Annotated in this window: 16 protein-coding genes; 8 read left to right on the top strand and 8 right to left on the bottom strand. The window is 71.8% G+C overall.

Annotated features, from left to right (window positions below; translation table 11 throughout):
• Positions 1-72: 72 nt before the first annotated feature.
• From G537_RS0104225 to G537_RS0104205, 5 genes are all read right to left on the bottom strand, one after another.
• Positions 73-642 carry a hypothetical protein gene (locus tag G537_RS0104225; protein ID WP_026869026.1) on the bottom strand — a complete coding sequence of 190 codons (570 nt, stop codon included), beginning with the start codon at positions 640-642 and terminating at the stop codon, positions 73-75.
• On the bottom strand, positions 633-1268 hold the full coding sequence (locus tag G537_RS36430; protein ID WP_034850628.1) for a lysophospholipid acyltransferase family protein: 636 nt from the start codon (positions 1266-1268) through the stop codon (positions 633-635). Before G537_RS36430 ends, G537_RS0104225 begins: the two co-directional genes overlap by 10 nt.
• A 166-nt stretch (positions 1269-1434) precedes the next feature.
• Positions 1435-2382 (bottom strand): phosphatidate cytidylyltransferase, encoded by a 948-nt coding sequence (locus tag G537_RS0104215; RefSeq protein WP_051247865.1) that lies wholly within the window; start codon positions 2380-2382, stop codon positions 1435-1437.
• Positions 2379-2987, bottom strand: coding sequence for a CDP-alcohol phosphatidyltransferase family protein (locus tag G537_RS0104210; protein ID WP_026869024.1), 609 nt, complete (start codon positions 2985-2987; stop codon positions 2379-2381). The genes G537_RS0104215 and G537_RS0104210 overlap by 4 nt, the downstream gene beginning before the upstream one ends.
• Before the next feature lie 64 nt (positions 2988-3051).
• A complete protein-coding gene (locus tag G537_RS0104205; protein WP_026869023.1) occupies positions 3052-3381 on the bottom strand; it encodes a YnfA family protein in 330 nt (109 codons plus the stop codon).
• A gap of 100 nt (positions 3382-3481) precedes the next feature.
• Here G537_RS0104205 and G537_RS0104200 point away from each other — a divergent pair, with 100 nt between their 5' ends.
• Positions 3482-4168 (top strand): fumarylacetoacetate hydrolase family protein, encoded by a 687-nt coding sequence (locus G537_RS0104200; RefSeq protein ID WP_026869022.1) that lies wholly within the window; start codon positions 3482-3484, stop codon positions 4166-4168.
• The gene (locus G537_RS0104195; RefSeq protein ID WP_034850627.1) at positions 4168-4746 is read left to right on the top strand and encodes a pyridoxamine 5'-phosphate oxidase family protein; all 579 of its coding nucleotides are present in this window, start codon (positions 4168-4170) and stop codon (positions 4744-4746) included. The genes G537_RS0104200 and G537_RS0104195 overlap by 1 nt, the downstream gene beginning before the upstream one ends.
• A 35-nt stretch (positions 4747-4781) precedes the next feature.
• Here the strand turns inward: G537_RS0104195 and G537_RS36425 are convergent, their stop codons facing one another.
• A complete protein-coding gene (locus G537_RS36425; RefSeq protein ID WP_245578916.1) occupies positions 4782-5132 on the bottom strand; it encodes a DUF4112 domain-containing protein in 351 nt (116 codons plus the stop codon).
• 109 nt (positions 5133-5241) lie between these two features.
• On the opposite strand from G537_RS36425, the gene G537_RS0104185 reads away from it, so the two are divergent.
• The 4 genes from G537_RS0104185 to G537_RS0104170 all read left to right on the top strand — a co-directional run bounded on the left by G537_RS0104185 (position 5242) and on the right by G537_RS0104170 (position 7410).
• The gene (locus tag G537_RS0104185; RefSeq protein ID WP_026869021.1) at positions 5242-5928 is read left to right on the top strand and encodes a winged helix-turn-helix transcriptional regulator; all 687 of its coding nucleotides are present in this window, start codon (positions 5242-5244) and stop codon (positions 5926-5928) included.
• Positions 5925-6311: a DUF488 domain-containing protein gene (locus G537_RS0104180; protein ID WP_026869020.1), complete on the top strand. Its 387-nt coding sequence runs from the start codon at positions 5925-5927 to the stop codon at positions 6309-6311. The genes G537_RS0104185 and G537_RS0104180 overlap by 4 nt, the downstream gene beginning before the upstream one ends.
• Positions 6312-6391: 80 nt before the next feature.
• A complete protein-coding gene (locus tag G537_RS0104175) occupies positions 6392-6988 on the top strand; it encodes a LysE family translocator (protein WP_026869019.1) in 597 nt (198 codons plus the stop codon).
• Between the two features lie 92 nt (positions 6989-7080).
• A complete protein-coding gene (locus tag G537_RS0104170) occupies positions 7081-7410 on the top strand; it encodes an NIPSNAP family protein (RefSeq protein ID WP_026869018.1) in 330 nt (109 codons plus the stop codon).
• A gap of 12 nt (positions 7411-7422) precedes the next feature.
• Here G537_RS0104170 and G537_RS41890 read toward each other — a convergent pair whose 3' ends face one another.
• Both G537_RS41890 and G537_RS36415 read right to left on the bottom strand, forming a co-directional pair.
• Positions 7423-7929: a hypothetical protein gene (locus tag G537_RS41890; RefSeq protein ID WP_051247864.1), complete on the bottom strand. Its 507-nt coding sequence runs from the start codon at positions 7927-7929 to the stop codon at positions 7423-7425.
• 133 nt (positions 7930-8062) lie between these two features.
• The gene (locus tag G537_RS36415; RefSeq protein ID WP_051247862.1) at positions 8063-9694 is read right to left on the bottom strand and encodes a PBSX family phage terminase large subunit; all 1632 of its coding nucleotides are present in this window, start codon (positions 9692-9694) and stop codon (positions 8063-8065) included.
• A gap of 178 nt (positions 9695-9872) precedes the next feature.
• Between G537_RS36415 and G537_RS0104155 the strand changes: the two genes are divergently transcribed.
• Positions 9873-10283 carry a hypothetical protein gene (locus G537_RS0104155; protein ID WP_026869017.1) on the top strand — a complete coding sequence of 137 codons (411 nt, stop codon included), beginning with the start codon at positions 9873-9875 and terminating at the stop codon, positions 10281-10283.
• A 717-nt stretch (positions 10284-11000) separates the two neighbouring features.
• Positions 11001-11987 (top strand): calcium-binding protein, encoded by a 987-nt coding sequence (locus G537_RS43495; protein ID WP_051247860.1) that lies wholly within the window; start codon positions 11001-11003, stop codon positions 11985-11987.
• Positions 11988-12113 lie beyond the last annotated feature (126 nt).

The raw sequence follows: 12113 nt of genomic DNA, 5'->3' as shown, positions 1-12113 counted from the left end.
CCGGGTCCCGCGGCTGCCGTCTGCATTATGTCAGATGTGTTGTCCCACAGATAGGGCGGCGGGGGCGCGGCGTCAGCCCCCGACCTTGGACCAGTAGCCCCCGTAGAATGCAGACCAGCCCAGCGCCGCCAGCAACAGCCGCACCCGGACCGGCTGAATCCGGCGGGGCAGGGCGGGCGTCAGCGCGTGCAGAGCCGCTCCGGCCGCAGCCAGTGCGACGAAACGCGGCAGCCGCACCAGCGGCGTCAGCAGCGCCAGCTCCCAGGCCGGGATGCCCAGGGCCGGCGCGCTGGCCGCGGCGATCTTGAAGGGGACGCCGGTCAGGCTGGCCAGGATCAGCACGCCGGCGAGGCCGGCGGCGGATCCGGCGCCGGCCATCAACCCCTGCAGCCGCTCGATCATGGCGGGCGAGATCGCGGGCACCGCCTCGACCATGGCCAGCGCGGTCTCCGGCGCATAGGTGGCGAAGACCGCCAGCGCGGCGCCGCCCACCGCCGCCCCGGCCGCGGCGGCGACGGCGGCGCGCAGCCCCGCCTGCCAGCCGCGGGCCAGGGCGATCAGCGACACCGGCACGTCCGGCACGACGAAGAACAGGCTGGCCTCGGCCACGCCCCAGAGGAAGGCGAGGAGGGTCAATCCCATTCCGGGAACCTCGTGCCCTCGATCAGCTTGGCCATCGCCCCTTCCAGCGCCTCGACAAAGGCGTCGGTGTCCTCCGGCCGGTCGGCCAGCGGCGGGCCGACAAAGGCGTCGCAGAAGAACGGCACCGGCAGGAAGGCGCCGCGCGGCAGCACCTTGCCCAGCCCGTGCAGATAGACCGGCACGATCGGCACCTGCGGCCGCCGCCGCGCCAGGTGGCAGATGCCCTTCTTGAAGCGCTGCAGCTTCTCCGGCTCGCCGCGCGACCCCTCCGGGAACAGGATCAGGATGCAGCCCTGGTCCAGCGCCTCGACGCAGCCGGTCAGCGGGTCCTCGCCGCGCTCCCGCGCATGGCGGTCGAAGGGCAGTATGCCCATGCAGTTCAGCGAGAACCAGGCCATCGCCCGGCTGCGCAGGAAATAATCGGCCGCCGCCACCGGCCGCACCTTGTGCAGGATCCGGCTCGGGAACAACGAGGTCAGGGCCACCGTGTCGGCATGGCTGTTGTGGTTGGCGACGATGATCGCAGGGCCGGTCATCGGCAGCCGCTCGGGGTTGCGCACATGCAGCCCCACGAACAGCAGCATCAGGGGCTTGGTCACAAGCCAGTGGAACAGCAGCCGCCACATGGCCGGGCCTACGCCACAGCACAAACGCCAGATCCCGTCATGGCGAGCCCCGCCCCAGAGTCCAAATGGGGGGCGTGGCCATCCAGGGCAGCTCGCACCGGCCCCTGGATGGCCACGGCGCTGCGCGCCTCGCCATGACGGTGTTGAGACGAAGGCTGGTGGTCGTTCATGAGTAATAGAAGTACCGCATGAAGTGGAAGAACAGCGGCGCGGCGAAGATCAGGCTGTCGATCCGGTCCAGGACGCCGCCATGGCCGGGGATCAGCGTGCCGGTGTCCTTGATGCCGATGTCGCGCTTGACCGCGGAGACCGTCAGGTCGCCGAAGAAGCCGCTGACCGCCATCAGCGCGCCGGCCGCCAAGGCTATGTGCAGCGACAGCGGCGCCAGCAGCGGCCCGATCAGCCCGGCGATCACCGTGGTGGTGACGAGGCCGCCGGCGAAGCCCTCCACCGTCTTGTTCGGGCTGACCGAAGGCGCGATCTTGTGCCGGCCGAAGATCCGGCCCCAGACATACTGCGCCACGTCGTTGCCCTGGGTCAGGATCAGCAGCAGCAGCAGAAGCCCGGCGCCGCCCGGCCCGGCTTGGCCCTCCTCCGGCAGCACGAACAGATAGGCGACATGGCCGATGGCGAAGACGCACAGCATCAGGCCCCAATGCAGCGTGCCCAGCGCGCGCAGGAAGCCGGTGACCTCGCCGCGCAGCACCATCATCGCCGGCACCACCATGAACAGGTAGACCGGCACCCAGATGATGAAGAAGCCGTACTGCTCCTCGGCGATCCACCACCATTGCGTCGGGATGGCCAGATAGGCGATCAGCAGCACCGCCCGGTCCGCCCGCCGCGTCGGCACCACCGACAGATACTCCTTCAGCGCCAGGTAGCTGACCACGGCCAGCACCACCAGCACCGCGATCGGGTTCAGCACCAGGGCGACGCCGCCGGCGATGACGATCACCCACCAGGACCGGATGCGCAGCTTCAGCTCGGTCCAGTCGCGCTGCGGCTGGCTGCGGCGCAGGAACAGGACGGCGGCCTCGGCCACCAGCAGCACGGCAATGAGGGCGCCGAGCGCCCAGGCGACGGCCGGGTTGACGGTCAAGTCGATGGTCATGCCCCGATCTCCGCCAGCGCCGCGCGGATGCGGTTCATGATGGTGAGGATCGAGAGCAGCAGCAGCGTCGCCAGCACCAGCGGCATCCACAGCGGCGGGGCCAGCATCTGGAAGAAGGCGGCGACGGCGAGGATGGAGAAGGCCAGCGCCCGGTCGGACTTGCCGAAGGGCCCGTCATAGCGCCGCCCGGCGCCGATGGTGCGCGCGGCGATGCCGGCGGCCTCGCCGATCATCGCCAGCAGCACGATCAGCACCACCAGCCAGGGCGGGGCCGGCAGCAGCAGTGCCAGCGGCAGGTAGAGGGCCGCGTCCGACACCATGTCGCCGACCTCGTTCAAGAGGGCGCCGAGCGGCGTGGGTTGGAAGAACTCGCGCGCGAGCATGCCGTCGACGGCGTTCAGCGCCATGCGCAGCAGCAGGAAGGGCGGGTACAGCAGCAGCAGCCAGGGCCGGCCGGTGGCGGCGACCACGAGGCCCAGCAGGACCGACAGGCCGGCCGCCGTCAGGGTCACGGCGTTGGCGCCGATGCCCCGTTCCGCCAGCCGGGCAGCGGCCGGCCGCAGCAGTGCCTGGAACCGCGGCTTGATGTCGTAGAGCGATGGCATGAACCCCCCGGTCCGCATCATGTCGGCGCAGCATGCCGATGCCATCGTGGCGGAAGCGGGGCGGTCACGCGGCGAGCCGGCGCCCGAACAGGATCACGCCCGCCCCGCCCAGGCACAAGGCCGCGCCGAGCAGGTCGAAGCGGTCCGGCCGGCTGCCCTCCACCGCCCAGAGCCAGAACAGCGAGGCGGCGATGTAGATGCCGCCATAGGCGGCGTAGGCCCGGCCGGCGAAGGCGGCGTCGACCCGGGTCAGGGCCAGGGCGAAGAGGATCAGGCTGGTCGTGCCCGGCAGCGTCCACCAGACGCTGCGGTCGAGCCGCAGCCAGGCCCAGAAGGCGAAGCAGCCGGCGATCTCGGCGAAGGCGGCGAGGATGAAGGCGAGAATCGAGCTCATGGGCGGCATGATGCTGCCGGGCGGGATCGGGATTTGACAAGCTCGGCCGGGCCGCGCAGCCTCGCCGCGGACCATCGCCTCCCTGAAGGACTGCTTTCCGATGTCGACCGTGATCACGCCGCCGCCGCAGACCCTCGTCCCGGTGCTCGGCAGCGACGCCACCTTTCCCGTCGGCCGCATCTTCTGCGTTGGCCGCAACTACGCCGCCCATGCCCGCGAGATGGGCCACGACCCGGATCGGGAGCCGCCCTTCTTCTTCGCCAAATGGGCCGATGCGGTGGTGCCGGGCGGCAGCGAGATTCCCTATCCGCCGGCGACCAAGGACCTGCATCACGAGATCGAGCTGGTGGTGGCGATCGGCGCCGGCGGCACCGACATCGCCGCGGAGCGCGCGCTCGGTCATGTCTGGGGCTACGGCGTCGGGCTCGACATGACCCGCCGCGACCTCCAGGCCGAGGCCAAGAAGACTGCCCGGCCCTGGACCATGGCCAAGTCCTTCGACCAGTCGGCGCCGCTGTCGCCCCTGCGTCCGGCGGCGGAGATCGGGCACCCGGCGAAGGGCGCGATCTGGCTGAAGGTCAATGGCGAGACCCGCCAGTCCGGCGACCTGGCCGACCAGATCTGGCCGGTGCCGGAGATCATCGCGCATCTGTCCCGCCTCGTGGCGCTGCGCCCCGGCGACCTGATCATGACCGGCACGCCGGACGGCGTCGGCCCGGTCAAGCCCGGCGACCGGCTGGAAGGCCATGTCGACGGCGTCGGCGACCTCGCGGTGACCTACCGCTGATGCCGGCGGACGACGACCTCGCCGCGGCGCTGGCCGACGCCTGGGACCGGCTCGATCGCGCCGCGGGCGCGCGCCGCCGCACCCTCGGCCGGGTCGCGCTCGCCACCCTCAACGGCCGGGGCGGGCCGGCGCTGCGCACGGTGATCCTGCGTTCGGTCGACCCGGCGGCGCGGCGGCTCGAGATCCACACCGATCTCCGCTCGGTGAAGGTGGCCGAGATCCGCGCCGACCCCGCCGCGGCGCTGCTGCTCTACGATCCGGGGGAAGAGGTGCAGGTGCGGGCCGAAGGCCGGGCGGAGATGCTGCCGCCCGGCCCGGAGCTCGACGCCGCCTGGACGGCGACGCCGGGCCCGGTCCGCGCCGCCTACCGGATGCCCGGCCCGCCCGGCACCCCGATCGCCGACCCGGCCCTGCCGCCGCCCTCGACGGGCTGGACGGAGGAGGGGCGGGAGAACTTCGCGGCGATCGTGCTGACGGTCGACCGCATCGACTGGGTCCGCCTCGTCCCCGGCGCCGACCGCCGTGCCGCGTTCGACTGGACCGGCGGCGGTCTGCAGGCGAGCTGGCTGATTCCCTGACGGTGATGACGCTCATCCCCAGGGATTGAGCACCGTCACGCCGGCACGGCCTGCCGCGCGAAATGCCGCCGCAGCAGCCGCGCGTTGCGGCGGTTGGCCTTGAGCCCGAGGTCGAGCAGGTCGCCCAGAACCGGGACGCTGCCGAGGGCGATGTCGAGCGCGACATTGCCGGCCATCATCGCCAGCACCCGGTTCGGCGCGCCGAGCCGCCGGGCCTGCAGGATCAGATAGGCGGAGGCGAGCCCGCCGGCGGCGTCGCCCAGCCCCGGCACCAGCCCGATCACGGAATCGAGGCCGAAGCGCCAGCCCAGCAGCGGCAGGCGCCAGCGCGAATCCAGCAGCGTGGCGAGGCGGTCCAGTCGGTCCAGTTCGGCGGCGTGGTCCAAGGCGGATCCCCGGATGGTCGGCCGGGATCAGATGGGGGCGCCGCCAGCGCTTGTCGAGCGGTCCGGATTCCGGACCGCCCGGGCCGGCGCGCCGTGCTAGCGTGTGGCCATGGCGGGATACGGTCAGTTCTGCGCGGTGGCGCGCGCCCATGAGGTGCTGGGCGGCCGCTGGACGCTGCTGGTGGTGCGCGAGCTGCTGTGCGGCAGCCGGCGCTTCAACGACATCCGCCGCGGCATCCCGCGGATCTCGCGCACCATGCTGTCGGAACGGCTGCAGGAGCTCGCCGCCATCGGCGCGGTCGAGCGTGTCGAGGGCGAACACGGCCCGGAATACGTCCTGACCGAGGCGGGGCGCGAGCTGGCGGGGCTGGTCGGCGCGCTCGGCAGCTGGGGCCAGCGCTGGCTGCCGCGGCGGGCGGAGGCGGAGGATCTCGACCTCGAGCCCGTGCTGGTCGACCTTCGGCGCCGCGTCGATTTCGGCGCGCTGCCGCGCGACCCGCTGGTGGTGCGCTTTGAGATCCGCGGCCACCGGCCCCGCTTCCTGCTGCTGACGCCGGCGGAGGCCTCGCTGTGCACGCACAATCCGGGCTTCCCCGAGCCGCTGCGCGTGCACGGGACGCTGCCCGCCCTGGTGGCGTGGTGGCGCGGCGATCGCGGTTTCGCCGGGGCGCAGCGTCTGGGCCTGGCGGTCGAGGGGCCGCGGGCGCTGGCCCGCGCCTTCCCGGGCTGGTTCCTCCGCTACCAGCTGGCCGGCATCGGGCCCGCGGTGCCCGCCTCGGCGGAGCTTGAAGCATGACGCTCAGGATCGTCCGGCTCGGCAGCCCGCGCCATCCGGGGGAGGGCACGCGGATCGGCACGGTGCGGCGCCTGCCGCGCGGCGTGCCGAAGGCGCGCTATGCCGCCGACGACTGGTTCGACGTCTGGTATCCGGAGCTCGCGCCCAGCCCCGAATTGCTGGCGCAGGGCAGGGCGGCGCGGACCGAGGCGGAATGGGCCGCCTTCGCCCGTGCCTTTCGGGCCGAGATGGACCGGCCGGCGCCGCGCCGCACCCTCGACCTGCTGGCCGCCCTGTCGCACGGCGCCGACTTCTCGCTCGGCTGCTACTGCGCAGAGGAGGGGCGCTGCCACCGCTCCGTGCTCCGCGCCCTGCTGCAGGAACGCGGCGCCGCCCTCGGCTGACGGTCCGGATTCCGGACCCCACGCGCACCCGCTCCCACGCCATCGTCGGCCTCCCGACGACGGATGACGGGAGCGGACCCATGCCCTTCGATGCGCTGCTGGCGCTGTGCCTCTACGCCTTCGTGACCTCGATCACGCCGGGGCCCAGCAACCTGATGCTGCTGGCCTCCGGCGCCAATTTCGGCCTGCGGCGCACCCTGCCGCAGGTGCTCGGCATCACCCTCGGCTTCACCGCGCTGCTGCTCGCCGTCGGCCTCGGGCTCGGCGCCGCGCTGGCCGCCTGGCCGGCGCTGCATGCCGGGCTGCAGGCCGCCGGCGCCGCCTGGCTCCTCTACCTCGCCTGGCGGATCGGCCGCTCGCGCTCGATCGGCCAGGGCGGCGCGGCCGGCGCGCGGCCGCTGACCGTCTGGGAATCGGCCGCCTTCCAATGGGTCAACCCGAAGGCCTGGGCGGTGGCGGTGACAACCATGGCGGTCTACGCCAGCCCGCAGGCGCCGTTCCTCTCGGCGCTGCTGGTCGCCGCCGCCTTCGCCCTGGTCAACCTGCCCAGCATCCTGGCCTGGGCCGGCTTCGGCACGGCGCTCCGGGGCTGGCTGGCCGATCCGGCCCGGCTGAGATGGTTCAACATCGCCATGGGCCTGCTGCTGGCGGCGACGCTGTGGCCGATGCTGGCGTGACCCGACGCTTCGACCGTCCTCGAAGCGTCGGCGCGCCCGCCCCGCCGCCGCATCGCCTAGGCTGACGGGACCGCAACCCAGGAGCCCGGCGAATGCTGACCTGCTTCATCCGCTACGAGATCGACCCCTATCGCGTCGACGCGTTCGAGCACTACGCCCGCAACTGGGGCCAGGCCATCCCGCGCTGCGGCGCCGACCTGATCGGCTACTACGCGCCGCATGAGGGGTCGGCGACCACCGCCTACGGCCTCTACAACATCGGCGATCTCGCCGCCTACGAGGCGTATCGGGCGCGGCTGCGCGACGACCCGCTCGGCCGCGAGAACTACGATTTCGCCCGGCGCGAACGCTTCATCCGGCGCGAGGACCGCATCTTCCTCCGCCTCGTCTCCGCGCCGCATGCGCCCCTGGCGACGCCGTAGCCGCGCTGCCTGTCACCCGGCGTCCGCCGGCGCCGGCCCGGCCCGGTGCGACCGGCGCACCGCCTCCGCCCGCGGCGTGATGGGGCATCCCTTCGCCGCCAGCATGTCGACCACCTCGGCCGCGGTGGCCAGGCTCGCCACGTTGCCGGCGAAGCTTCGCAGCGAAGTCCGGAACTCGATCACGACATTGACCGTCGCGACCGCGGTCCGGACGTCGACCGACGACACCTCGGAATAGGCGCTCCGCTCGGTCCGGACGACCTTGAACTCGATGCCGTCGGGATGCAGCCGCAGGCGCGGCCCGACATCGGAATGCGAGACCGCGATCCACGGGATCCCCCTGATGCCCCGGGACCCGGCGGCGAGGGGGATGTCGACGCTGCCGTCCGGGCCGGCGACCGGCCGGCGCGCCGCGACGCGCCGGATCTTGCCCCGGATCCCCGCGATCACCAGCCAGAAGGTGCCGGCGACCAGCAGGATGACGGCGCCGCCGAACAGCGCGGGGGCGATCTCCTGCATCCGGCCCTAGCTCCCGGCCGGGCGGACGAATCCGGCGGTGCGGCGTCGCATCGGCTCCCCCTTGCATGCGGCTCCGGGCATCCCCTCCTCTGTAGCAGGATGCCCCGCATCCGTCCGCAGGGGATCGGGGCCCTCACCCCACCCATTTCAGGCTGCTGTCGTAGCTGCCGTACTGCTTCCTCTGCCCCTCGAGAGCATAGCGCAGCGCGTCGATGGCGTGGTTCTCGCGGTCCTCCAGCTCGGGCAGGATCTCGCCGGTCTTCGGGTCGGTGCGCCAGCTGAACAGCGCCAGCTCGTCGATCAGGTGCCGGCAGCGCGGATGCACCAGGATGTCGCAGCTCTTCAGGAACTCGACGCCCTCCTTGACCGAGCCGCCGCCCTTCGCCGCCGGCCGCAGCCTGGGGAAGCCGTGCCGCTGCATGAAGCTGATCGTCTCCGGCCGGGCGCCGTCGGCGACGATCGGCCAGCGCCGCGCCTCCGGCACCGTGTCGAACAGCGCCGGGGTGCGGTCGATCTCGCAGCCGACGCGGTAGGCCTCGTGGTCGACATGCAGCGTCCGGCCCTTGAGGAAGCAGCGCACCAGCACCGTCGGGTCGCGGGCGAAGCCCCAGTCGGCGCCGAACAGGAACCGGGCGTCGGCCGGGGTCTCGAAGGCCTCCACCCGCCAGTTGCGGAACACCCGCGCCTCGCTGACCCGCCGGTACCCGCCCAGCCAGACATGCTGGTACTTGTCCGGGTCGCGCTCGCGGTCCCATTCCATCTCGGCCTGCAGCACCTTCGGGAAATGCGGGTTGGCCGACCAGTTGGCCTCGATCAGCACCGTGTCGGGCGGCGTCGGGCCGCCGCGGAACAGCTGGTCGACCGGATCGTCCGGCCGGGTCGGGTTCCAGGAGAACCACAGCTCCGACCTCGGCTTGCGGATGGTCGGGCGCAGCAGTTCCAGGCTCCGCTTCGACAGCGACTGGGCCTCCTCGACCCAGGCGATGTCGTAGCCTTCCAGCGATTTGATGCTCTCGGCCGTGTGGTTCTGCATGCCCTGGAAGATGATCCGGCCGCCGCCCGGCCCGAGGATCCGGTCGGCCTGGACGGTGAAGGCGGGACCCAGGCCCAGCGCCTGGATCTTGTCCTCGAGCAGGCGCTTGACCGACTGGTCGAGCGAGCGCTGCACCTCGCGGATGCACACCGCCCGCACAGGCGCCGCCTCGACGCAGCGCCGGACCAGCAGCTCGGCGAAGACATGCGACTTGCCCGACCCGCGCCCGCCATGGACGGCCTTGTAGCGCGAGGGCTCCAGCAGCTGCAGGAAGGCGGGCGCCAGGTCGGGCGGCGGCAGGGCGGGAAGGGGCGGCCCGGCCGCCCACGGCGCCGGCTCCTCCGGCGGTGCCGGCGGGTCCTGCGGCGCCGGCACCATGCCGGTCTCGTCCAGCCCCTGGTCGCGGCAGAACTGCCGGAACGCTGCGAGCATCGGCGGCAGATGGCCGAGGTCGCGCTCGGCGACGCCGCCCGGCAGGCGGCGAGCCTTGGCGATATCGCCCAGCCGCTGCACCACATGCGGCGACGGGGGCTGCCCCTCGGCCCGTAGCCGCGCCACATAACCGAAGCAGGCGGTCACGACCTGGGGCTTCGTGAGCAGGACAAAGCCGAGCTGCGCGGCGCTGCGCCTCGCGTAGCCGGCCTCCCGGGCCGCGCGGGCGGCGTTGCCGTGGTGGACGTAGCACCAGGCGAAATTGTCCCAGCGTTGCGGCAGTTGGATCGTATCGGCCATCCCGACCTCGCACGAAAAAACCCGCCGCGGCGGGGCCGGGCGGGCGCAACTGTCTGACGATGCCTGAACCATGCCACGCGACGCGGCGTCATGTCAAGAACAAAAAGCGAACATTCGGTTGTCGCGGAAGGCCGGGACGGGGTAGCATGGGCGCAAGGTGACGGCGGGGATGGTGGCGATGGCGACGGATGCGGATCTGCGGGAGAAGCTTCGGAAGATCGAGGCGCTGCATGCCGGCGCCGGGACGCCGGGGGAGCGGCTGGCGGCGGCGGCGGCGCTGGAGCGGATCCGGGCGCGGCTGCGGCAGCAGCAGGCCAGGGACCCGGCGGTGGAGATAAAGGTCTCGCTGGCCGACCAATGGTCGCGGCACCTGTTCGTGGCGCTGTGCCGGCGCTACGGGCTGAAGCCGTTCCGCTACCGGCGGCAGCGGCGGACGACGGTGATGGTGCGGGTGCCGCAGGGCTTCGTCGACCAGATCCTGTGGCCGGAGTTCCGCGAGCTGAATGCGGCGCTGACGCGCTATCTGAACGCGGTGACGGCGCGAATGATCCGGGACGAGATCCGCGCCGATGCGGCCCAGGTGCCCTAGATTGCCGAGCCGCTGCCGGCGGCGTGATCCGCCGCGGGACCGAACTCCGCCGAGGGGCCGCCGTCACGGCCATTCCCGCCGCCGCGATCCACTCCTTTGGAGTGGATCCCAGCGAGTGGTGCAAATCTGAAAAAAGGTGCCGGATCATCACCACCCATCGCCGGCGACGGGCTCCACCACCGGCAGGTCGCGGCCCGTGAACAGATAGGGCCAAGCCGAGTCCTCCCGAAAATCCATCAACAGAATCAGCGTCTTGCCCCGGATTGAGCCGCTCCGGCGGGGAGCGATCTCCGTACCTCCTTTGATGGATTCCGCGGCCCTCGGCATCATCCGAATTGACGAGGGCGGAGCGAAGCGCGCTTGGGCTTGCGGTCTGTCGAGGACGGCCTAGCCTATAACCCGAGGGCACTCGCATGCCCTTCGGTGGTGGAATTCCGAGTGGCTCTCCGGCGGCCGAGACCAGTTGGCCGCCTCGTCGTGGAACTCCCCGCAGGCAGCCTGCCGGCCGCGGGCCACGGACCGGAGCACGAAACTCACTCGACGGGCTGACGGGCCGACGTCCAAGCGCCCACGACAGAAGCGTTGTCCGCCAGCTTCGCGTGAGCGGCGCCACATGGCAGCCGGGCTGGCGCACGTCGATGCGCCGCGCAACGACCGCCGGCGTTCGCGCTCTCTCTACGTCCACCCAAGGAGGACTTCCGTCCAAGGAGGAAAACCATGCCTATCTTCGGTTCCGACGTCGCTGATGCCCTGACAGGCACGCCGCAAAGCGACCTCATCTTTGCGCTGGCGGGAAACGACAGCGTCTTTGCCCGCGGAGGAGACGACGTGGTCTTCGGCGGCAACGGCAATGATGACCTGAACGGCGAAGGCGGCGACGATCAGCTCTTCGGTGAAGCCGGCAGAGATAGCCTCCGCGGCGGCGCCGGCGACGATGACCTCAGCGGCGGCGGCGGCAACGATGCTCTTCGTGGCGAGGGTGGCGACGATCACCTCGCCGGTGATGCCGGCGACGATGACCTCAGGGGCGGCAATGGCCGGGATGTTCTCGACGGCGGTGCCGGCGCTGACGACCTCCGCGGCGAGGGCGGCAATGATCTGCTCCACGGCGGCGACGGCCGGGACACTCTCGACGGCGGCGGCGGCAATGACGATCTTCGCGGTGACGCCGGCAATGATGACCTCGGCGGCGGTGCCGGCAACGATCGCCTCGGCGGCGGCAACGGCAGCGATGATCTGCGCGGCGAAGGCGGCAACGATCATCTCTTCGGCGGTGCCGGCGACGATGACCTCAGCGGCGGCGCCGGCGACGACGCGATCTTCGGACAGGCCGGCAATGATGAGTTGATCGGCGGGGCGGGATTCGATCAGCTCGTCGGCGGCCGCGGCAACGATGATCTTCGCGGCGGTAACAGGGAAGACGACTTCACCTACATCATCGAGCCCGGCATCGGCGACAACAGGGATCGTGTTCTCGATTTCTCGAAACTCGAGGACGATCGCATATTCGTGGGATCGGCGGACTCGATTGCCACGGAGAACCGGGTCGACAACAATCCGGACAACAATGTCATCGACGCCTCCGACAACAACGTGGATCCCGTCGGCGACAACGGCCTGCGCCTCAACTTCGGTGGCGGGAACACCCTCACCGTCATCGGCGCCACCTCGCTGACGGTCGGTGACGACATCTTCTTCGTGTGAGTCATCCACCGGACGGCGCGCCGTCGACCCGTCGGTCGCGCCGATCGGCGGCCGGGCTCCGACCGCCGCGGGTTTCGCGCCGTCGTCCCGGCCGGCTCGGGCGCCTCATGTTTCCGAGCCGCGTCC

Origin of the sequence: Inquilinus limosus DSM 16000 (assembly GCF_000423185.1) — a bacterium.
Taxonomy (GTDB): domain Bacteria; phylum Pseudomonadota; class Alphaproteobacteria; order DSM-16000; family Inquilinaceae; genus Inquilinus; species Inquilinus limosus.
The sequence above is the reverse complement of the archived record's forward strand: the minus strand, read 5'-3'. Positions and strand labels throughout refer to the sequence as shown.